Origin of the sequence: Planobispora rosea, from assembly GCF_014648175.1 — a bacterium.
GTDB lineage: Bacteria > Actinomycetota > Actinomycetes > Streptosporangiales > Streptosporangiaceae > Planobispora > Planobispora rosea.
In genome coordinates, this window is record NZ_BMQP01000001.1 from 250,632 (window position 1) to 270,380 (window position 19,749).

17 protein-coding genes are annotated in these 19,749 nt (G+C 72.1%); 10 read left to right on the forward strand and 7 right to left on the reverse strand.

Annotation, left to right across the window (positions count from 1 at the left end; genetic code table 11):
- Positions 1-196: 196 nt before the first annotated feature.
- A complete protein-coding gene (gene rny, locus IEZ08_RS01090; protein WP_068922006.1) occupies positions 197-1,882 on the forward strand; it encodes a ribonuclease Y in 1,686 nt (561 codons plus the stop codon).
- 28 nt (positions 1,883-1,910) lie between these two features.
- On the opposite strand, the gene IEZ08_RS01095 is transcribed toward rny, so the two are convergent.
- From IEZ08_RS01095 to IEZ08_RS01115, 5 genes are all read right to left on the reverse strand, one after another.
- Entirely contained in the window at positions 1,911-3,848 is a 1,938-nt protein-coding gene (locus IEZ08_RS01095; RefSeq protein WP_068922007.1) for a S9 family peptidase, read from the reverse strand.
- 257 nt (positions 3,849-4,105) lie between these two features.
- Positions 4,106-4,993, reverse strand: a complete 888-nt coding sequence (locus IEZ08_RS01100; RefSeq protein ID WP_068922008.1) for an amino acid ABC transporter permease — start codon at positions 4,991-4,993, stop codon at positions 4,106-4,108.
- The gene (locus tag IEZ08_RS01105; protein WP_068922009.1) at positions 4,990-5,658 is read right to left on the reverse strand and encodes an amino acid ABC transporter permease; all 669 of its coding nucleotides are present in this window, start codon (positions 5,656-5,658) and stop codon (positions 4,990-4,992) included. The genes IEZ08_RS01100 and IEZ08_RS01105 overlap by 4 nt, the downstream gene beginning before the upstream one ends.
- An 81-nt stretch (positions 5,659-5,739) precedes the next feature.
- Positions 5,740-6,636 carry a glutamate ABC transporter substrate-binding protein gene (locus IEZ08_RS01110; RefSeq protein ID WP_068922010.1) on the reverse strand — a complete coding sequence of 299 codons (897 nt, stop codon included), beginning with the start codon at positions 6,634-6,636 and terminating at the stop codon, positions 5,740-5,742.
- A gap of 47 nt (positions 6,637-6,683) precedes the next feature.
- Positions 6,684-7,439: an amino acid ABC transporter ATP-binding protein gene (locus tag IEZ08_RS01115; protein WP_176728417.1), complete on the reverse strand. Its 756-nt coding sequence runs from the start codon at positions 7,437-7,439 to the stop codon at positions 6,684-6,686.
- A 319-nt stretch (positions 7,440-7,758) separates the two neighbouring features.
- Here IEZ08_RS01115 and miaB point away from each other — a divergent pair, with 319 nt between their 5' ends.
- Positions 7,759-9,282, forward strand: a complete 1,524-nt coding sequence (miaB, locus tag IEZ08_RS01120; protein ID WP_068922012.1) for a tRNA (N6-isopentenyl adenosine(37)-C2)-methylthiotransferase MiaB — start codon at positions 7,759-7,761, stop codon at positions 9,280-9,282.
- A 10-nt stretch (positions 9,283-9,292) separates the two neighbouring features.
- On the opposite strand, the gene IEZ08_RS01125 is transcribed toward miaB, so the two are convergent.
- Positions 9,293-9,874 carry a hypothetical protein gene (locus IEZ08_RS01125; protein ID WP_068922013.1) on the reverse strand — a complete coding sequence of 194 codons (582 nt, stop codon included), beginning with the start codon at positions 9,872-9,874 and terminating at the stop codon, positions 9,293-9,295.
- 226 nt (positions 9,875-10,100) lie between these two features.
- Here IEZ08_RS01125 and IEZ08_RS01130 point away from each other — a divergent pair, with 226 nt between their 5' ends.
- Positions 10,101-10,775 (forward strand): class III extradiol ring-cleavage dioxygenase family protein, encoded by a 675-nt coding sequence (locus IEZ08_RS01130; RefSeq protein ID WP_068922014.1) that lies wholly within the window; start codon positions 10,101-10,103, stop codon positions 10,773-10,775.
- Between the two features lie 52 nt (positions 10,776-10,827).
- Here IEZ08_RS01130 and IEZ08_RS01135 read toward each other — a convergent pair whose 3' ends face one another.
- Complete coding sequence (locus IEZ08_RS01135) at positions 10,828-11,751, reverse strand: ribonuclease Z (RefSeq protein WP_189241468.1); 924 nt, start codon at positions 11,749-11,751, stop codon at positions 10,828-10,830.
- A gap of 19 nt (positions 11,752-11,770) precedes the next feature.
- Here IEZ08_RS01135 and IEZ08_RS01140 point away from each other — a divergent pair, with 19 nt between their 5' ends.
- The 7 genes from IEZ08_RS01140 to IEZ08_RS01170 all read left to right on the forward strand — a co-directional run bounded on the left by IEZ08_RS01140 (position 11,771) and on the right by IEZ08_RS01170 (position 19,654).
- The gene (locus tag IEZ08_RS01140; RefSeq protein ID WP_229802834.1) at positions 11,771-12,286 is read left to right on the forward strand and encodes a methylated-DNA--[protein]-cysteine S-methyltransferase; all 516 of its coding nucleotides are present in this window, start codon (positions 11,771-11,773) and stop codon (positions 12,284-12,286) included.
- Between the two features lie 26 nt (positions 12,287-12,312).
- Complete coding sequence (gene miaA, locus IEZ08_RS01145; RefSeq protein WP_189241531.1) at positions 12,313-13,242, forward strand: tRNA (adenosine(37)-N6)-dimethylallyltransferase MiaA; 930 nt, start codon at positions 12,313-12,315, stop codon at positions 13,240-13,242.
- A gap of 95 nt (positions 13,243-13,337) precedes the next feature.
- Positions 13,338-14,756, forward strand: a complete 1,419-nt coding sequence (locus IEZ08_RS01150; RefSeq protein ID WP_189241470.1) for a hypothetical protein — start codon at positions 13,338-13,340, stop codon at positions 14,754-14,756.
- A 24-nt stretch (positions 14,757-14,780) separates the two neighbouring features.
- On the forward strand, positions 14,781-15,587 hold the full coding sequence (gene dapF, locus IEZ08_RS01155; RefSeq protein WP_189241471.1) for a diaminopimelate epimerase: 807 nt from the start codon (positions 14,781-14,783) through the stop codon (positions 15,585-15,587).
- Between the two features lie 85 nt (positions 15,588-15,672).
- Positions 15,673-16,431: an SCO6745 family protein gene (locus IEZ08_RS01160; RefSeq protein ID WP_229802835.1), complete on the forward strand. Its 759-nt coding sequence runs from the start codon at positions 15,673-15,675 to the stop codon at positions 16,429-16,431.
- 124 nt (positions 16,432-16,555) lie between these two features.
- The gene (locus IEZ08_RS01165) at positions 16,556-18,832 is read left to right on the forward strand and encodes an ATP-binding protein (protein WP_189241472.1); all 2,277 of its coding nucleotides are present in this window, start codon (positions 16,556-16,558) and stop codon (positions 18,830-18,832) included.
- A gap of 63 nt (positions 18,833-18,895) precedes the next feature.
- Entirely contained in the window at positions 18,896-19,654 is a 759-nt protein-coding gene (locus IEZ08_RS01170; RefSeq protein ID WP_189241473.1) for an SDR family NAD(P)-dependent oxidoreductase, read from the forward strand.
- Positions 19,655-19,749: the final 95 nt, after the last annotated feature.

Here is a 19,749-nt window from a genome sequence, read left to right on the forward strand (position 1 = left end):
AGCGCGGATTGTCATAACGGTGAACTACGGACATGCAGGCTTGACGGCGCGGACCGGTGAAGGGCCGACGGGGGTCGGAACGGCGCCGGTTCTGGGTTGATATCTGTCCTGGTGGCGACACCGCGTGGACCTTCCGCGCCGTGCGTGTGACCCTCGTGTGCTCGATGTCGGCGACGCGAGGAGGGGTGGGGCGCGCATGGAGCCCGTTGTGATCGTCGTGCTGGCAGGGGCCATGGTGGTGTTCGCCGGAGTGACGATAACCGTGCTGGTCATGCTGCTCCGCCGTACCGGAGGGCTGGCGGGCAAACCGCTCGGGCCGACTCCCGAGCAACTGGCGGAGATCCACGCCGAGCTGGAGCAGGCCAGGCGCGAGGCGGCCGGGATCCGCGGCAGGGCCGAGGAGGAGGCGGCGGAGACCCTGCGCCGCTCCGAACAGGAGGCGGCGGAGACCCTGCGCCGCTCCGAACAGGACGCCGAGGTGATCCTGCGCCGCTCCGAGGCCGCCGCCGAGAGCGCCGCGCAGATGCGCAAAGAGGTCGAGGCCGAGACCCAGGTGCTCAAATACGAGCTCAAGGAGCTCCGCTCCGATCTGGAACGCCGCGAGAACCGGCTGGCCGAGCGGGAGCAGAGGCTCGACGAGGAGGCCAGGCGCCAGGCCGAGCGGGCGCGCAAGCTCGCCGAGACCGAGACGGAGCTGGCCGCCCGCCGTGAGGATCTCGACCGGCTCGCCCAGGAGCGCAGGGCGGTCCTGGAGCGGGTGGCGGGGCTCACCAGCACGCAGGCCAGAGCCGAGCTGGTCGGGGAGATCACGAACCAGGCCAAGCGTGAGGCGGCGCTGATCGTCAGGGAGATCGAGGGCGAGGCCCGCAAGGAGGGGGAGAAGCGGGCCACGAAGATCATCACCTTGGCGGTGCAGCGCATGGCCGCCGAGCAGACCGCCGAGTCCGTCGTCAGCGTGCTGCACCTGCCCGGGGACGAGATGAAGGGCCGCATCATCGGTCGCGAGGGCCGTAACATCCGCGCCTTCGAGTCGACCACCGGTGTCAATCTGATCATCGACGACACCCCCGAGGCGGTGCTGCTGTCGTGCTTCGACCCGGTCCGCCGCGAGACCGCCCGGCTGACCCTGGAGAAGCTCGTCCTCGACGGCCGCATCCACCCGCAGCGCATCGAGGACGCCTACGAGCGCAGCAGGGCCGAAGTCCAGGAACTGTGCGTGCGCGCGGGTGAGGACGCCCTGGTTGAACTGGGCATCACCGACATGCACCCCGAACTGGTCACCTTGCTCGGCCAGCTCCGTTACCGCACCTCCTACGGGCAGAACGTGCTGGGCCACCTCGTCGAGTCCGCGCACATCGCCGGGATCATGGCGGCCGAGCTCAAGCTGGACAAGGCGCTGCTCAAGCGCTGCACGCTGCTGCACGACATCGGCAAGGCGCTGACCCACGAGGTGGAGGGCAGCCACGCGCTGATCGGAGCGGAGATCGCCCGCCGGTACGGCGAGCACGAGGACGTGGTCCACGCGATCGAGGCGCACCACAACGAGGTCGAGGTCCGCACGGTCGAGGCGGTCCTCACCCAGGCCGCCGACGCGATCAGCGGAGGCCGTCCGGGCGCGCGGCGCGAGTCGCTGGAGGCCTACGTCAAGCGGCTGGAGCGGCTGGAGGAGATCGCCCAGTCGTACGAGGGGGTGGAGAAGGTCTTCGCCATGCAGGCGGGCCGCGAGATCCGGGTCATGGTGAAGCCCGACTCCGTCGACGACATCCAGGCCTCGGTGATCGCCCGTGACGTGGCCAAGCGGATCGAGGAGGAGCTCACCTACCCCGGCCAGATCCGCATCGCCGTCGTCCGGGAGTCCCGGGCCATCGAGTTCGCCCGCTGACCCGGCCCGATCAACTGACCCGGCCGGATCAGGTGTGGAAGATCTGCTGGTAGAAGGCGAACTCGGTGGCCAGGGCCGCGCTGCGGGTCTCGGCGCGGCGGAAGCCGTGGGCCTCCCCCTCGAAGGTGAGATAGGTGCAGGGGACGCCGCGCTCGGCGAGGGCGTCGGCGAAGGCCTGGGACTGGGCGGGCGGGACCACCGGGTCCGACAGACCCTGGAGCAGCAGCATGGGGCAGGTGACCCCGGCGACCTGGCCGAGGGGTTCGCGGGAGCCGTACAGGACGGGATCGGAGGGACCGACCAGCCACTCGACGTAGCGGGACTCGAAGTCGTGGGTGGTCTCGGCGAACTGGGCGAGGGAGCTGACCCCGTAGTAGGAGACGCCCCCGGCGAACACGTCGGACAGGGCGCAGGCCGCCATGACGGTCCAGCCGCCCGCGCTGCCGCCCCGGATCGCGATCCGCGCCGGGTCGGCCATGCCCCGCGCGGCCAGCCACTCGGCCACGGCGACGCAGTCCTCCACGTCGACGACGCCCCACTGCCCGCGTAGCCGGTCCCGGTAGGCGCGGCCGTAGCCGGTGGATCCGCCGTAGTTGACGTCGATCACGCCGATGCCGCGGCTGGTGAGGAACGCCTTCTTCAGGTCCAGCGCCGTCGTGCTGTGCCCGGTGGGGCCGCCGTGGACGAACAGGACGTACGGTGGCGCACCCTCGCCGGTGACCTCGGGGTTCGACGGCGGGTACACCAGCGCGTGCACACGCCGGCCGAACCGTCCCTGGACCTCCACGGCCTCGGGGCGCGGCAGGTAGGCGACGTCCGGCAACTCGTCGACCTCGCGCCGGAGCCCCTCCACCCGGCCGGTCACGGCGTCGATCCGGACGACCGAGAGGGGGACCGCCGGGCCGTACCCGATTCCGGCGACCATGCGCCCGTCGGAGGCCAGGGCGGGGGACCAGCCGCTGTAGGGGACGTCGAGGTCGGTCAGGACGCCGGAGACCGGATCGAGGATGCCCAGCCTCAGGTCGCCCTGGCCGTGCAGGACCGCGAGCCGCCCGTCGTCCAGCACGGCGTACGGCGCGCCGCCGAGTTGCCAGAGCGGCCCGGCGAACTCCTCCTCGGCGGGGTAGAGGGCCTGGTAGGACGTGCCGTACATCCCGATCTGGTAGAGGTTCCACCAGCCCGACCAGTCGGAGATCAGGTAGAGGGTCCGGTCGTCGCGCCACTGCGGGGCGAGCACGGACTCGGAGGCGCCGCCCTTGACGGTCCAGGAGTGGCCGTCGGACAGGCGGGTGATCCGCAGTTCGGTGCCGTTCCACGGCATGCGGGGATGGTTCCAGCAGATGTAGGCCAGGTGCTCGCCGTCGGGGGAGATCGCCAGGGAGGCGTAGAAGTCGCATCCGCCGACCCGTTCGCGCGGCTCGGCGCCGCCGTGCAGGGGGATGGAGACGATCGACCGGCTGACCTTGCCGTCATCGTGGTGCCGCTCCCGCACGCACCAGACCTGGCCGTCGTGGACGAGCAGGTCGGCGTAGCGGAGCCCGGCCTCCACGTCGGGCTCCGGGGTGATCGGCCGGGGCTCGGCGCCCGGGCTCAGCAGGTAGAGCCGCTGGTCGGCGAGGTTGGCGAAGACGACGCTCCCGCCGGAGCCGCTGCCCTCACCCGGGCCCGCGCCGGCACTCTCGTCGGGGACCACCGCGTAGGGCCGCCCGCCGTACTCGTGCACGCGGGTCCTGGCGCTCCACGGCGCGGCAAGCAGCTCGCGGCGCGCGCCGTCGGCACCCCGGTGCATGATCGTGGTCCGTCCCCCCTCGGCGGGGCGGTCCTCGATCCACCACACCTGCTCGCCCGCCATGGCGGGGAAGGACAGGCCCACTCCCGCGCGGGCGACATCCGAGGTGGAGATGGGGGACGGCCAGGCGGCGTACGGCACGGCATCGCGTTCCACGGCATCGCGCTCTGGGGACATGGCGTAATCCTGCCCGATAACCCGCCGCGTGTCGCCGGTATGGCGCTCATCGCGTTCTGGGCGTGTGGTGCCCATTTCCCAGGTTTCGGGCATCTCGGTGCCCAATGGCCGAACCGGTGGCCGGTGTCCGGTGCCTGACGGCCGAACCGGTGGCCGGTGCCCGACGGCCGGAAACGGCGGCGGGGCGGCCCCCTTCGGGTGACCGCCCCGCCGCCGGGACCGGACGAGTGCGACCGGTCGGGAAGTGCCGGGAAGGATCAGGCTCCCGCGGCCATTCCGCTGGTCTCCATGGCCCCTCCCGGCGGGACGACCGGCCGCGCCGAGGTCTTGCGGTTGCGGCGGCTCCACCCCTCCAGCCAGGTGGCCAGGCCGCTGAGCGCCATGTTGAGGCCGATGTAGATGATCCCGATGACGATCGCGGCGGGGATGCGGGAGCCGAAGTTGGTCGCGGGGATGATCTGGAATCCGATGTTCAGCAGGTCGGGGTAGGCGATGATGTAGCCCAGCGCCGTGTCCTTGAGCAGCACGACGAGCTGGCTCACGATCGCCGGCATCATCGCCGTGACGGCCTGGGGGAGCAGGACCAGCCGCATCACGCCGCCCTTGCGCAGGCCGATGGCGTAGGCGGCCTCCGACTGCCCGCGGGGCACGGCCCGCACGCCCGCCCGCACGACCTCGGCCAGCACCGACCCGTTGTAGAGGGTCAGCCCGGCCACCAGCGCGACCAGCGTGTAGTCGCCGGGGCCGAACACGTCGGGCGCCAGGAAGAAGAGGAAGAAGATCAGCAGGAGCAGCGGGATCGCCCGGAAGGTCTCCACGACGGCTCCGGCGGGGATCCTGACCCACCGGTGGTCCGAGAGCCGGGCGAGGCCGAAGACCGCGCCGAAGATCAGTGCGCACACGGCGCCGAGCCCGGCGGCCTTCAGGGTGTTGAGCAGGCCCGGGAGGATGTGTTCCGTCCAGGTGTACGGATTCAGGAACGGCTCCCAGATCCGCCCCTCCCACTGGCCCTTCTCGTCGAAGCGCGCGTAGACGACATAGAGGATCGCCGCGATCCCGACGACCCCGAGCAGGGTCAGGATGTTGTTGCGCAGCCGGGCGCGCGGTCCGGGCGCGTCGAACAGGACGCTGGCCCGGGCGCTCATCGGGCCACCGCCAGCCGGTTCGCCAGCCAGCCGGTGAAGAACCCGATCGGCAGCGTCACGATCATGAAGGCGATGACGATCCCGACGAAGATGGGGATCGACACACCGGTCTCGTCGAAGGTGTCCCTCATGACGAACGCCGACTCCGCCAGATATCCGGCGGCGATCGCCACCGTGGTGTTCTTGATCATTGCGATGATCACACTTCCCAGGGGTGCGACGACGGCCCGGAACGCCTGAGGAAGGATGATCATCCTCAGGGACTGGAAGAAGGTGAGCCCGATGGCCCGTGCCGCCTCGGCCTGTCCCATCGGGACGGTGTTGATGCCCGAGCGCAGCGCCTCGCAGACGAACGTCGCGGTGTACAGCGACAGCCCCAGCACGACCAGCCAGAAGCTGTTGGTGCTGGGCTCCTCGGAGAAGGTGACGCCCAGCGTGTCGCTGAGGCCGAGCGCGGAGAAGGCCAGGACCAGGGTGAGCGGCGTGTTGCGCACGATGTTGACGTAGGCCGCCCCCGCTCCGCGCAGCACGGGTGTGGGCGACACGCGCATGGCGACCAGGATCGTGCCGAATATCAGGGAGAGGATCGCGCAGATCACCGAGAGCTGAACGTTCTTCAGGAAGCCCGCCAGCAGGTCCGGCGCGTATTTGATCAGATCATCCATCGTGCTCCACCAAAGGTACGACAGGTACGGCAGCGGCCGGTGCCCCGGGAGGCCGGGCACCGGCCGCTGTGCAGGGCGGGATCAGGCGCAGGGCTCGAACTGCGGGGCGCTGGTCGGGGCCGTGAGGCCCTGGGTTCCGGCGAACCACTTGTCGAAGAGCTGCTTGGCGGTGCCGTCCTGGTACATCTTGGTGATGGCCGCGTTGACGGCCTCGCACGTCTTGGTGTCGCCCTTCTTCAGGCCGACGCCGTACTTCTCGTCGGTGAACGGCTGACCGAGGATCTTGAAGCCTCCGCCGGCCCCGGCGGCCTGCTTGGCGAAGCCGGCCAGGATCAGGTCATCGGTCGTCACCGCGTCGAGGTTGTTGCCGCTGAGCTTCTGCACGCAGTCGGAGTAGTTCGCGGCGCCGACGAGCTTGGCGTCCAGGTCGAGCTCGCCGTCCGGCGGCGGGTCGGTGATCCGCTTGTAGGAGTTGGACCCGGCGGCCTGGCAGATGCGCTTGCCCGCCAGGTCCTGCGGCTTGGTGATCGCGGTGTCGTCGGCGCGGACCATGACGTCCTGGTGGGCCACGATGTACGGCCCGCCGAAGGTCACCTTCTGCTTGCGGCTGTCGGTGATCGAGTAGGTCGCGAAGATGATGTCCACGGTGCCGTTGGCGAGGAAGGCCTCGCGGTTGGACGACGCGGACTCCTTCCACTCGATCTGCACGTCGGCGCCGCCCGCGAGCTCCTTGATGACGTATTTGGCGACGTCGACGTCGAAGCCCTCGGGCTCGGCGCCCGTCTTCAGGCCCAGGCTCGGCTGGTCCCACTTGGTGCCGACGATCAGTTTCTTGGCGCCCTTGGCCTTGTCGACGACCGTGGTGTAGGCGGCGGTGTCACCGCCGCCACCGCCGCCGTCGTCCCCGCCACAGGCCGCCAGGCCCAGGGTGAGGGCGCTCGCGGTGGCGAGCGCCACACCGATACGCGTTACTCGCATCTGTTCTGTCCTCTTCTTCATCTGGGGTGACCAGCCGGCCGAAAGGGTCAGTGCGTAAGGATCTTGGAGAGGAAGTCCTTGGCCCGGTCGGTCCGGGCGTTGGTGAAGAACTCGTCGGGAGTGTTCTCCTCCACGATCTGCCCGTCCGCCATGAAGACCACACGGTTGGCGGCCCGCCGGGCGAATCCCATCTCGTGGGTGACGACCATCATGGTCATGCCGTCACGGGCGAGTCCGATCATGACGTCGAGCACCTCCTGGACCATCTCCGGGTCCAGGGCGGAGGTCGGCTCGTCGAAAAGGATCATCTTGGGGTCCATGGCCAGTGCGCGGGCGATGGCCACCCGCTGCTGCTGGCCGCCGGAGAGCTGCGCCGGGTACTTCGCCGCCTGGGCGCCGATGCCGACCCGCTCCAGCAACTCCATGCCGCGCCGCTCGGCCTGGGCCTTGTCGACGCCCCGGACCTTGATCGGCCCGAGCGTGACGTTCTCCAGGATCGTCTTGTGCGCGAACAGGTTGAAGGACTGGAACACCATCCCGACCTCGGATCTCAACCTGGCCAGCGCCTTGCCCTCCTTGGGGAGCGGCAGGCCGTCGAATGTGATCGTCCCGCTGTCGATGGTCTCCAGCCGGTTGATCGCCCTGCAGAGGGTCGACTTGCCTCCCCCCGACGGGCCGATGACGACCAGCACCTCGCCGCGCGCGATCGTCAGGTTGATGTCGCGCAGCACGTGGAGGCTGCCGAAGTGCTTGTTGACGTCGTCCAGCACGACGAGAGGAGTCGAGTCCAAGGTCTCCTTCATAGATCACAACGTAGTTCTGTAGAGGGCAAGTCGTGCTAACCCTGTGGTACCGATCCGATCACGGGCGGCCAACGGCTGGGTCATCCACGTTTCGATCGGGGGAGCGGGGCGGCTTGCCATCACGAAAAATTCTCTAAGTATGGATATTTCATGAATCATCCCTGGTGGCGTGGGGAACCGGCCCGACGGGTCATATGTGACGCGGCCCTCCACCGGCTCCTCGTCGGCTCCCCGCCGGCGCTCCGGACCGGTCGCGCTCCGTGCGCTCCGCGAGAGCCGTACCCGGAAGTCGGCGGAGCGCCTACCCTTGTTCGTTGAGATGACTGTCACCGTGGAGAGCGCCCGCACGTACGAGGTTCGTACCTACGGGTGCCAGATGAACGTGCACGACTCCGAGCGCCTGTCGGGCCTGCTGGAGGAGGCGGGCTACGTCCCGGCCGCGGCCGGGGAGACGGCCGACGTGGTCGTGTTCAACACCTGCGCCGTCCGGGAGAACGCCGACAACCGCCTCTACGGCAACCTCGGCCACCTGCGCCCGGCGAAGGTGAGCAACCCCGGCATGCAGATCGCCGTGGGCGGCTGCCTCGCGCAGAAGGACCAGGGCGAGATCGTCCGCAGGGCGCCCTGGGTCGACGTGGTGTTCGGCACGCACAACATCGGCTCGCTGCCGGTCCTCCTGGAGCGCGCCCGGATCGCGCAGGAGGCCCAGGTCGAGATCAGGGAGTCCCTGGAGACCTTCCCCAGCACGCTGCCGACCAAGCGCGAGTCCGCCTACGCCGCGTGGGTGTCGATCTCGGTCGGGTGCAACAACACCTGCACCTTCTGCATCGTGCCGTCGCTGCGCGGCAAGGAGAAGGACCGCCGCCCCGGCGACATCCTGAACGAGGTACGGACCCTGGTCGGCCAGGGCGTCCTGGAGATCACCCTGCTCGGGCAGAACGTCAACACCTACGGCGTCGAGTTCGGCGACCGGCTCGCCTTCGGCAAGCTCCTGCGGGCCTGCGGCGAGATCGACGGCCTGGAGCGCGTGCGCTTCACCAGCCCGCACCCGGCGGCGTTCACCGACGACGTCATCGCGGCCATGGCCGAGACGCCCAACGTGATGCACCAGCTCCACATGCCGCTGCAGTCCGGCTCCGACCGGATCCTCAAGGCCATGCGCCGCTCCTACCGGGCCGAGCGCTACCTGGGCATCATCGAGCGGGTCCGCGCGGCCATGCCCGACGCGGCGATCTCCACCGACATCATCGTGGGCTTCCCCGGCGAGACCGAGGAGGACTTCCAGGGCACGCTGGACGTGGTGCGCGAGTCGCGTTTCGCCAACGCCTTCACCTTCCAGTACTCCATCCGCCCCGGCACGCCCGCCGCCACGATGGACGGCCAGATCCCCAAGGAGGTCGTGCAGGAGCGCTACGAGCGGCTCGTCGCCCTGCAGAACGAGATCTCCTGGGAGGAGAACAAGAAGCAGGTGGGCCGGGTCCTGGAGGTGCTGGTGGCCGAGGGCGAGGGCCGCAAGGACGAGGCGACCCACCGCCTGTCGGGCCGCGCCCCCGACAACCGCCTGGTGCACTTCTCGCCGGGTCCGGACAACGACGGGGACGGGCAGCCGCGCCCCGGCGACATGGTGACCGTGGAGGTCACCTACGCCGCCCCGCACCACCTGGTCGCCGACGGCCCCGTGCTCAAGCTGCGCCGCACCCGCGCGGGCGACGCCTGGCAGGCCCGCCAGGACGCGCCGGCCGGCGGCGCGGGCACGCCGGGCGTCATGCTCGGCATGCCGTCGATCGGCCGTCCGGCCGCTCCCGCGCGGCAGGAGGCGCCGGGCTGCTCCACCTGCCCCTGACCGGTCCCGCTCAGCGGTTCGCCAGCTCGCCGAGTACGGCGTAGCAGTAGGGCCGCCGGAAGTCGTCGAAGGTCGCGCACGGGTCGGGCATCCGGGGAGCCTGCCGGGGGCCCGGGCCCGGGCCCGGGACCGGAGCCGGGTTCGGTGCCGGGTTCGGGTCCGGGTCCGGAGGTTGCGGCGCCGGGCGCGGTCGCGGGGCGGGCGCCCGCGATGCCTGGGACCTCCCGTCCCCGCGCCCGCCCGTCATGACGGGGCCGGGTACGGCACGTCCGTCCTCCGGTGCGGCACGCCCGTCCTCCGGGACGGCGCGTGCGTGCGGCAGGACGGCGGGGCCGGACGGCGGCAGCGGGCCCGGGGCGAGGACGCGCCCGAGCGGGTCGCGGACCGGTGACGTGGACGCGGAAGGGGAGGCGGACCCTGCGGCGGGCTCGGCGGAGACCGGTCCCGGGACGGGGGAGATCCAGGACGACTCCCGGTGGCCGGGCGGATTGCCGGGGAGTATTCCGCCGGGCGCGCCGTTTCCGGAGGAGGAGTCGGAGGCGGTGCTCGCCATGATGAATGCGCCGATTCCGGCGACGCCGACGGCGGACATGGCGCTGATCAGGACATACGCCCGTGAAATTCTATTCGGCGCTTTAAAGCGTGACAATTCATAATCCCTTGTGATTATCGCGCGGGCATTTTCCTGTTCTCGCCAGTGTGGTTCGACGTCCCGGGAAGCGGTGGAGATTTCCCGTGAAAAGCCGGGGAGACGGTGGTGGCCGATGATGGCCGGCGGTGCCGGGGAGACGTGGGGCGGACTCGGTTAGGCTGGCGGCGTGATCGTCGCCGCGGCCGTGTGCCCGCATCCTCCGCTGCTGTTGCCCGAGGTGGCCGGTGCCGCCGCGGTCGAGCTCGACGGGCTCAGGGCGGCCTGCGCCGCCGCGGTCGGGAGGCTGGGGGCGGCGGAGCCCGAGGCGATCGTGGTGGTCGGCGGGGCGGAGACGGCCGGAACCTACGGGCCGGACGCGGCGGGCAGCCTCGCGCCGTGGGGCGTGGACGCCCGCGCCGGAACCGGCGAGCCCGTCCTGCCGCTCTCCCTCACCGTCGGCCGCCGGCTCGTCGAGACCGGCGGCCTGGCCGCCTCCGGGTTCCACGCGGTGCCGTTCGACGCCTCCCCCGCGGAGTGCGCGGCCCTGGGAGCGAACCTGGCGGCCGGGACCGGGCGGGTGGCGCTGCTCGTCATGGCGGACGGCTCCGCCTGCCTGACCGAGAAGGCCCCGGGCTACCTCGACCCCCGCGCCGAGCCGTACAACGCCGCGATCGTCGGCGCGCTCGCCCGGGGCGAGGCTCCCGGGCTCGACCCCGCGGAGGCGGCCGAGCTCCGGGTCGCGGGCCGGGCCGCGCTGGGGGTCCTCGCCGGGATCGCAGGCCCGTTCGGCGGCGAGGTCCTCTACGACGACGCCCCCTACGGGGTGGGGTACTTCGTGGCCTGCTGGAGCCCCGCCGGGTAGTCCTCGACGGCCCTCCGCGCCCCGCCACGGGGTCCCCGGAGCCGGGGAGACCTCAGGCGCGTCTCGGGACGGGGACGCGCGCCAGATCCTGGGCCAGGACGATGTCGCCGTCGAAGAACCGCCCGGCCTCCTCGACGAAGCGGGGCTCGTCGCCGATGCCGTACCGCTCGGAGATGTGGGTCAGCACCAGGCGGCGGGCCCCCGACTCGGCCGCGACCCGGCCCGCGTGGGCGGCGGTCAGGTGCCCGTAGTCCATGGCCAGGGACGTCTCCTCGGCCAGGAACGTGGACTCGATCACCAGCAGGTCCACTCCCTCGGCGAGCGCGAACACCCCGTCGCAGAGCCGGGTGTCCATGATGAACGCGGCGCTCTGGCCGGGGCGGGGCTCGCTGCACTCCTCCAGCCGTACGGTGGACCCGTCCGGCGCCGTCACCGTTCCGGCGCGCTGGAGCTCGCCGACGAGCGGGCCCGCGATCCCGCGTTCCCGCAGCCGCTCGGGGAGCATCCGGCGGCCGTCGGGCTCGTCGAGGCGGTAGCCGTACGCCTCGACGGGGTGGGAGAGCGGGCGGGCGGTGAGGGTCACCGGGCCCGCGTCGAAGGTCGCGACCTCGCCGGAGACCGGACGTTCGGCGATGACCCGGGTGTCGGCGAAGGCGGAGGCGTGCCGCAGGCGGCGCCAGAAGGTCTCACCGCTCGCCGGATAGGCGGCCTGGACGGGATGGGCGACGCCGTCCCTGGCGATGCGCTGGACGATGCCGGGGACGCCGAGGCAGTGGTCGCCGTGGAAGTGGGTGACGCAGATCCAGGTGATGTCGTGCGAGCCGACGCCCGCCCTCGTCATCTGACGCTGGGTGCCCTCACCCGGGTCGAACAGGAAGCCCTGACCATCCCATAGCAGGAGATATCCATTGTGGTTACGGTGACGGGTAGGGACCGCGCTGGAGGTGCCGAGGACGACGAGCTCACGAAGGGACACAGGGCCAATGGTAGGAACCGTGGCGTTCGGGAGCCTCGCGACACCCCTGGGGGAGATGACGGTCGCCGTCACCGAGGAGGGCGTGGCCGGCACGGGCTGGGGCGGCCGGCGGTGGCTGGCCGGGCGGCTGCTGGACGGGCTCGGGCTGGCCGAGGTGGACGATCCGGGGCGTACGGCTCCGGCGCTGGGCGAGCTCGCGGACTACTACGCCGAGCGGCTGAAGGCCTTCACCGTCCCGGTGGACTGGCGGCTGACCACGTCCGCGCAGCGCGCGGTGCTGGGCACGCTGTACGAGACGGTCCCCTACGGCCAGGTGGTGACCTACGGCGAGCTCGCCGCCCGGAGCGGGACCGGGATCCCCGCGCGGGCCATCGGCTCGATCATGGGAGCCAACCCGATCCCGGTCATCGTCCCCTGCCACCGGGTGGTGGCGGCGAGCGGCCTGGGCGGGTTCAGCGGGGGAGAGGGCGTCGAGTCCAAGCGGTGGCTGCTGACCCTGGAGGGCTACCTGCAGCCCATGCTCGACTGGAGCTGACCTCCCCGGCTGGGACACTTGTCTGCGTGCCTCAGCTACCCGTCATCGCCGTCGTCGGCCCCACCGCGGCCGGAAAGTCCGACCTGGCCGTCGACCTCGCCCTCCGGCTGGGGGGAGAGGTCGTCAACACCGACTCCATGCAGCTGTACCGGGGGATGGACATCGGGACGGCGAAGCTGTCGATGGAGGAGCGGCGCGGGGTCCCGCACCACCTGATGGACATCTGGGACGTGCGCACGACCGCGAGCGTGGCGGAGTACCAGGCGCTGGTCCGGCCGCTCATGGACGACATGCTGGCCCGGGGGGTGGTGCCGGTCCTGGTCGGCGGGTCCGGGCTCTACGTGCGGGCCGCGCTCGACCGGCTGGAGTTCCCCGGCACCGAGCCGGAGATCCGCGCCCGGCTGGAGGCCGAGCTGGAGCGGGCCGGACCGGCCCCGCTGTACGGGCGGCTCCGGGAGCTGGACCCGGAGGCGGCCCGGGTGATCCTGCCGAGCAACGGCCGCAGGATCGTGCGCGCGCTGGAGGTCATCGAGCTGTCCGGGCGGCCGTTCTCCGCCACGATGCCGTCCTACGACGCGGTCTACGACAGCGTGCAACTGGGCGTCGAGGTGCCCAGGGAGGTGCTGGACGAGCGGGTCGCGCTCCGGGTGGAGCGGATGTGGGCGGCCGGGCTGGTGGACGAGGTGCGCACGCTCATGGGACAGGGCCTGGCCGAGGGCCGTACGGCCGGCCGCGCGCTCGGCTACGCCCAGGTGATGCGCTTCCTGACCGGGGAGTGGACCGAGGAGCACGCCAAGCAGGAGACGATCCGCGCGACGCGCAGGTTCGTCCGCCGCCAGGAGTCCTGGTTCCGCCGCGATCCCCGCGTCGTCTGGCTCCCCCAGCAGGCCCCGGACCTCCTGGACCGGGCGCTCGCCGAGATCCTCGACCGCTCGCCGGGCACTCGGGGGCGTTAGCCGGCCGCGGCCCGCGTCGCCGGGCGGGACGATCTTCGTGGTGCGGGCCGCGCTAGGATGCCCCGGTTTCCTGAAAGCAGCCCGGAAAGTCTCTGATGCGTAAAGCGACGTTCTTCTGGTCGGCGGCGGTGCTGCTGTCGTTGTGGGAACTGTTCGGCGAGCCCGTGTTCGCCGAAGTGACGACGGTCGTCTGCACCAGCGGCGCGCCACTGGAGATGCCGCCGCCCGGTCCACTGGCCGAGGCGGCGGAATTCCTCGGCGACCGGCTCACCCTGCTCGAGCCCGTACTGCTGGCGATGGCCGCCTCCTGGGCGATCCGGTCGCGGGTGCGGCCCGGCGCCGCCATGCCGGGCCGGGCGCTCGCCACGTCTCCCGCCGTGCTGGGGCTGGCGGTCGCCCTGCTCCCCACCGCGCTGGCCGAGGCCGAGGACCGGCTGTCGCCCGAGCCGCCCTTCTGGTGGCGGGAGTGCCTGGAAGCCCAGCTGCCGTCGCCGTCCTACGCGGTGCCGCGCCTGCTGCTGGCCTGGCTGCTCTCCCCCGCCGCCATGGTCGTGCTGGCCGGGATCGCGGGTGCGGGGATCCGGCCACGCCTGACCGACCTGCGCAACGCCGGGACGGCGGCGGTGGCGATCGTGCTGGCCGCGTTGCTGCCCGGCGCGCTGGCCGGCCTGCCGGACAACGCCGACGGCACCCCGCGCTATGCGGTGGTCGGCGGGTGGGACAGGCCGTACGTGCTCGACCTGGAGTCCGGGGAGCCGGTGAGCCGGCTGCCCGGGGCGACCCGCACCTACGCCCGGTACGACCTCGTCGTCCGTGACACGGAGCCCGGTCACTACGTGGCGGCGCTCACCAGCCCGACGGGCCGCTACTTCCGCCTCTACCGGCTGACCATGGGGCCCGACGGCCGGGTCACGGTCGGCGAGCGGCTCACCCCCACGCTTGAGGGCACGGTCAACGGCCTGGCCGTCTCGTCCGAGGGCCGCATCGCCTACAGCCGGATGACGGACGGGGACGACTACGTGGGCACCCTGGAGCGCGAGTGGCCGGCCGGCGGCCACGGCCTCCAGTGGCTGGACGCCCGGACCCTCGCCCTGCCCGGGCACAGCGTTCCGGTGAAGACCCTGGCTGCTCTCGACGTCGGCACCGGTGAGATCCGGAACGTGGCCGCCCCGGCCGAGCACGAGTTCACCCGTCCGCTCCTGGTCCTCCCGGACGGACGGCAACTCCGTGCGCTCGGCTGGCCGACCCGCACGCTCGTCCTGCACGAGGGGACGCGGCTGGTCAGGAAGGTCCTCGCGCTGGACTGCGGCCACATCGAGTCGCTGGCGCTCGCCCCGACCGGCCGCCACCTGCTGGTCGGCGTCGACCGGGAGGCCGAGGAGATGGACAGGACGCCCCTGGCCGGACTGCCGCCGTGCGGCGGCGCCGCCTCCCAGCTGCTGCGTCTCGATCTCGAATCGGGCGACGCCCGGGTCGTTCCCGGTGAGCAGGAGCCCTGGGTCCAGGCCTGGTGACCGCTCCCCAATAGAGTTGAGGGCATGCGCTTCGCCAAGGGTCACGGCACCGAGAACGACTTCGTCATCCTTCCCGATCCGGAGGGGGAGCTGGAGCTCCCCGGGGCGCGCGTGGCCGCGCTCTGCGACCGCAGGGCCGGGATCGGCGGGGACGGCGTGCTGCGGGTGGTGCGGACCAAGCTCGTCCCGGAGGCGGCCGGCCAGGCGGGCGAGGCGGAGTGGTTCATGGACTACCGCAACGCCGACGGCAGCGTGGCCGAGATGTGCGGCAACGGGGTGCGCGTCTTCGCCCGTTACCTCGTGGACTCCGGGCTGGCGGAGGCCGGTGAGTTCGGCGTGGCGACGCGGGGCGGGGTCAAGCGGGTGCGGCTGGCGGAGACCGGTGACGTGACCGTGGACATGGGCATGCCCCGGGTGCTGGGAGAGAGCCGCGCGACGGTCTCCGGTGCGGAGTACGGCGGGCTCCGCGTGGACATGGGCAACCCGCACCTGGCGTGCGTCATCGACGACCCGGTGGCCGGGCTCGATCTGACCCGGCAGCCCGGGTTCGACCCCGCGGCGTTCCCGGACGGGGTGAACGTGGAACTGCTCAACGCGGTGGGCCCGCGCCGGGTGGCGATGCGGGTCTTCGAGCGGGGCTCGGGCGAGACGCGGTCCTGCGGCACCGGCGCGGTCGCCTCGGCCGTGGCCGCCGCCCGCCTGGCCGGGGAGGAGACCGGGACCTGGGAGGTCGAGGTGCTCGGCGGCGTCGTCACCGTCACCCTCGACGGGCGCACCAGCTACCTGGCCGGTCCCGCGGTCCTGGTGGCGTCGGGCGAGACCACTCTCTGAGATCCGGGCCGCCGGGTTGCCGACGGTTGTTCTGGTAGGGGAAGCTGGGTTCCTTCGGTAGACCGAGAGGGAGAAGGAGTCCGGTATGGCGGATCCGCAGGCGACGGCGGCGGCGGTCAAGGGGACGATCGGGAGGCTCGGCGGCGGGTTCATGATCTCGCGGGAGGTCAAGGCGCTGTGCGAGCGGACGGGCCTCGCTCCCCGGGCGATGTACTTCCGGGGCCGGTGCGGGGTGCTCGGCGAGGTGGACGCGGACGTGGTCCTGGCGGCCACAGTTTTCTTCCCCGCCGAGCACGTCAGGGAGAACTGGGAGGCGGGCCGGTCGCTCCCGGCCGGTGAGGCGGTCGAGCTCTACACCGGGGCCTGCCACGACTGGGGCCGCCGCAGGCTCGGCGGCTTCGCCGGGGCCGCGCGCCTGGCCGAGCTGCTGGAGCCGGTGGTGCACAACGCCGACGTGCTCGGCGCCCCGATCTTCGCCGGCTGGCGCCGCCTGCCGCTGCCCGGCGACGCCCCCGCCCGGGTCACGCAGCTCATGCACCTGGTCCGCGAACTGCGCGGCGGCCTGCACGCGGTGGCCGTACTGGCCGAGGGGGTGACGCCGCTGGAGGCCACGCTGCTGGCCGCGCACGACGGCACCCCGCTCGGGCTCTCGGCGGGGGAGGCCGTGGCGCGCTTCTTCGAGTGGCCGGAGCCGTACCCGGTGCCCGGACCGGAGACGGCCGAGCGCCGGGCGCGGTCCGAGGAGCTCACCGACCGGCTGATGGCGCCCGCCTTCTCCGTCCTGGACGAGAAGGAGGCCGCTGAGCTGGTGGAGCTGGTGCGGCTGGCCGACCGGGCGGGATAGTCCGCAGGCCCCTCGGGGCCGGAGGGGAGCGCGGGGCGCCCCGGGCGGGTCCGCGTGCCGCGGGCGGCGACCGGGCGCGCGAGCCGTTTGGGGCATCCTCCACGACCTGGCAGACTGGCGTCCCATGGACGTGGACATCTGGGCCTGGGTCGGCGAGATCCAGCGGCAACTGCACGAAGCCGGGAACACCGGTCTGGCGATGGCGATCGGCGACGTTCCCGCCCAGGCGCTGGAAGGCCGCTACGCGCAGCTCGACGTGCTGGCGCCGGCCATCGCGCAGCAGGCGGAGAACCTGGAGCTTCCCTGGCTGGAGTTCTACGCCCGCTACTGGCACCTGATCGGCCGCATCGGTGACCGGGCCCAGGGCGTGGTCGCCCTCGACGACGCCCGGACGCTGGTGGAGTTCGCCCGGCGGGAGGACGTCCGCGACTGCCCGTCCGCCCCGGGCGCCGTCGTGGCGCTGGCGATCGCCCAGGCCAACACCGACGGCTCCGGCTACGCGGCCGAGCGCCTGGAGGCCCTGGCGGCCCTGGCGGTCGAGCCCGGCTCACCGGCCTTCTCCGCCGTCGCCGAGCAGTACGTCGCCGCGCTGGTCGACGCCGGTCGCGCCGACGAGGCCGTCACGCACGCCGAGTCCGCCGTGGCGGCGCTGGGCGCCGCCGGACGCGAGGCGAGCTGGGAGCTGGGGGCGGCCTCCGTCCGGGCGCTGCTGGCCGCCGGCCGGGCGCAGGACGCGCTCACCGCGCTCGACGCCGCGACCGGTTTCAAGCCCGACGACCCGGTGGCCAAGGCGCACCGCGAGGGCGTGCTGCGCGCGCTCGTGCTCGCCACGCTGGAGCGGGTGCCCGAGGCCGTGGAGGCCCTGCCCGACCTCGACGTGGTCGGTGACCACCCCCGTGACTGGGTGGAGTGGGCGCACGCCGTCCGCGGGCTCGCGAGCTCGGCGCAGATCACCAACAGCTGGCAGCTCGGCCGGGTCCTCAAGCAGTGGGCCGACTACTTCGCCGTGATGGGCGGCTACCGCGCCCGCGTCGAGCTCGCCCTCGTCGCCGGCGACCTCGCCGTCGCCCGCAAGGGCGTCTGGCAGGCGCGGGCCCTGGCCGACCTGGCCGAGTCCGCCTCCGCGGAGCTGAGGAACCCGGGCGAGGCGACCGGCCGGATCGCCGCCCTGCGCGCCGCCGCCGACGCGACGACCCCTCTGGAGGCGCCGGGCCCGCAGGACGAGCTGGTCGGCTACTTCGACGCCGCCGACGGCTTCAACGCCGACCCCGAGCGCTGGGTGGGCTGGCTGGAGCCGCTGTCCGGACGGGACATCGAGGCCACCCGCCGCCACACGACCACCCTCGGCTTCCTCGGCTACCCGGCCAGGGGCGCGGACATCTACTGGAACGCTCTGGTGGAGACCGGCGCGGTCGAGACCGCCGAGGAGCAGGACGTCTCCTACCTCACCGGCCTGCTGATCGAGGCCCGCCAGGACGAGCGCCTGGAGCAGCTGGCCCAGCGGCTCCCCGAGGCCCTGCGCCACCTGACCCTGGCCCGCCTGCACCGCGCGCGGGAGCGCTGGGAGCAGGCGTCGGCCGAGGCGGAGGCCGCCGTCGCCGCGGGCGCCGGCCTGGAGGCGCGCCGCCTGTGGGCCGGCGCCGTCCAGCAGGGCGGAGACAACGCCAAGGGCGCCGCGATCATGAAGGAGATCCTCGACACCGAGGAGATCGAGGCGGAGGACGTCTGGCGGATGATCACCATGGCGACCGCCGCCGAGGACTGGGAGACCGTCCGGGCCGGAGCCGCCAAGATCGGAATGCCGCTCTCGTCGACCGAGGGGCCGATCGAGGAGGAGATGGGCCTGATCCGCGTGATCCTGCCCGCCCCCGACGGCAGCCAGCGCCAGGTCCTCAGCCTGCGCACCGGCCCGGCGACGGCCCGCCTGGCCATCCCGCAGCCCCCCGGCATGGACTACAACGCCGGTGACGTGGTCGTCTTCGACCCGACGTTGCTGGAGCCCGTCCCGGACGACCCCCAGGAGCAGGAGGGCTTCGTCCCGCCGTTCGCGGCGGTCAGCATGCTCCGTCCCGGCGGCTACACCAGCTGGTTCTTCGACGGCGCGGCGCCCAGTGAGGCCGACTGGACCGAGTTCAACGACGTCCTGGTCGAGCGCGGCTGGCCGATGTGGGTCTACAGCGACGAGAACTACAAGGTCACCCACCCGACCACGGGTGAGTCCCTGCCCGGTGTGTTCGGCTGGATCGCGATCCCGCCGGACGTCACCCCGGTCGAGCTGGACGCGGTGCTCGACGACGCCACCGAGCGCTGGGTGCACCCGTTGGCCTGGCTCGACCTGGCCAGGGCCGTGGACGTCGAGGTCGAGCGGCACGAGCGCATCGTCAAGGAGTACGGCCTGTAGGGAGCACGTGCCGTCCAGCTCTAGAATCTCGTTCGGTAGCTTCCCCGGGTGAAGGAGATTCGCATGCTGGACCGATTCCGGCTGGACGGCAAGGTCGCCATCGTCACCGGCGCGTCGTCGGGGCTGGGCGTCGCCTTCGCCAGGGGCCTGGCGGAGGCCGGTGCCGACATCGTCGTCGGCGCCCGCCGCAAGGACCGCCTGGAGGAGACCAGGGCGCTGGTGGAGGAGACCGGCCGCCGGTGCGTGGCGCTCGCCACCGACGTGACCCGGCCCGAGGACTGCCGGGCCCTGGTGGAGGCGGCGGTCGCGGAGCTGGGCGCGGTGGACGTCCTGATCAACAACGCCGGTGTCGGCACGGCGGTGCCCGCGCTCAAGGAGACGCCCGAGGAGTTCCGGCGGGTCGTGGACATCAACCTGAACGGCACCTACTGGATGGCCCAGGCCTGCGCCCGGGTCATGCGGCCCGGCTCCTCGATCGTCAACATCGGCAGCATCCTGGGGGAGACCACGGCGGGACTGCCGCAGGCCGCCTACAGCGCGTCCAAGGCCGCGGTCGTCGGCCTCACCCGGGACCTGGCCCAGCAGTGGACCTCGCGGCGCGGGATCCGGGTCAACTGCCTGGAGCCCGGATTCTTCGCCTCGGAGATGACCGAGCAGTACGCCGAGGGATACATGGCCTGGCAGTTGGAGAATCGGGTGCTGATGAAGCGTGCCGGAGACCCGGCCGAGCTGGTGGCGGCTGCTATCTTCCTGGCAAGTGACGCGGGATCGTACGTCACCGGGGCGGTGATCCCGGTCGACGGTGGGATTCTGGTCACGTGAACCGGGTTTCGGTCACCTGAATTAATCGGCTGGTTGCGTGAATAATGCGCATCTGTCATGTGCGCATGCGAAAATTTCTCTTACGCAATGGAGTA

What these genes read in the sequence shown, in the direction of transcription:
- rny (WP_068922006.1), top strand. Translation starts at nt 197, where the DNA reads ATGGAGCCCGTTGTGATCGTCGTGCTGGCAGGGGCCATGGTGGTGTTC.
- IEZ08_RS01095 (WP_068922007.1), bottom strand. Translation starts at nt 3,848, where the DNA reads ATGTCCCCAGAGCGCGATGCCGTGGAACGCGATGCCGTGCCGTACGCC.
- IEZ08_RS01100 (WP_068922008.1), bottom strand. Translation starts at nt 4,993, where the DNA reads ATGAGCGCCCGGGCCAGCGTCCTGTTCGACGCGCCCGGACCGCGCGCC.
- IEZ08_RS01105 (WP_068922009.1), bottom strand. Translation starts at nt 5,658, where the DNA reads ATGGATGATCTGATCAAATACGCGCCGGACCTGCTGGCGGGCTTCCTG.
- IEZ08_RS01110 (WP_068922010.1), bottom strand. Translation starts at nt 6,636, where the DNA reads ATGCGAGTAACGCGTATCGGTGTGGCGCTCGCCACCGCGAGCGCCCTC.
- IEZ08_RS01115 (WP_176728417.1), bottom strand. Translation starts at nt 7,439, where the DNA reads ATGAAGGAGACCTTGGACTCGACTCCTCTCGTCGTGCTGGACGACGTC.
- miaB (WP_068922012.1), top strand. Translation starts at nt 7,759, where the DNA reads ATGACTGTCACCGTGGAGAGCGCCCGCACGTACGAGGTTCGTACCTAC.
- IEZ08_RS01125 (WP_068922013.1), bottom strand. Translation starts at nt 9,874, where the DNA reads ATGTCCGCCGTCGGCGTCGCCGGAATCGGCGCATTCATCATGGCGAGC.
- IEZ08_RS01150 (WP_189241470.1), top strand. Translation starts at nt 13,338, where the DNA reads ATGCGTAAAGCGACGTTCTTCTGGTCGGCGGCGGTGCTGCTGTCGTTG.
- dapF (WP_189241471.1), top strand. Translation starts at nt 14,781, where the DNA reads ATGCGCTTCGCCAAGGGTCACGGCACCGAGAACGACTTCGTCATCCTT.
- IEZ08_RS01160 (WP_229802835.1), top strand. Translation starts at nt 15,673, where the DNA reads ATGGCGGATCCGCAGGCGACGGCGGCGGCGGTCAAGGGGACGATCGGG.
- IEZ08_RS01165 (WP_189241472.1), top strand. Translation starts at nt 16,556, where the DNA reads ATGGACGTGGACATCTGGGCCTGGGTCGGCGAGATCCAGCGGCAACTG.
- IEZ08_RS01170 (WP_189241473.1), top strand. Translation starts at nt 18,896, where the DNA reads ATGCTGGACCGATTCCGGCTGGACGGCAAGGTCGCCATCGTCACCGGC.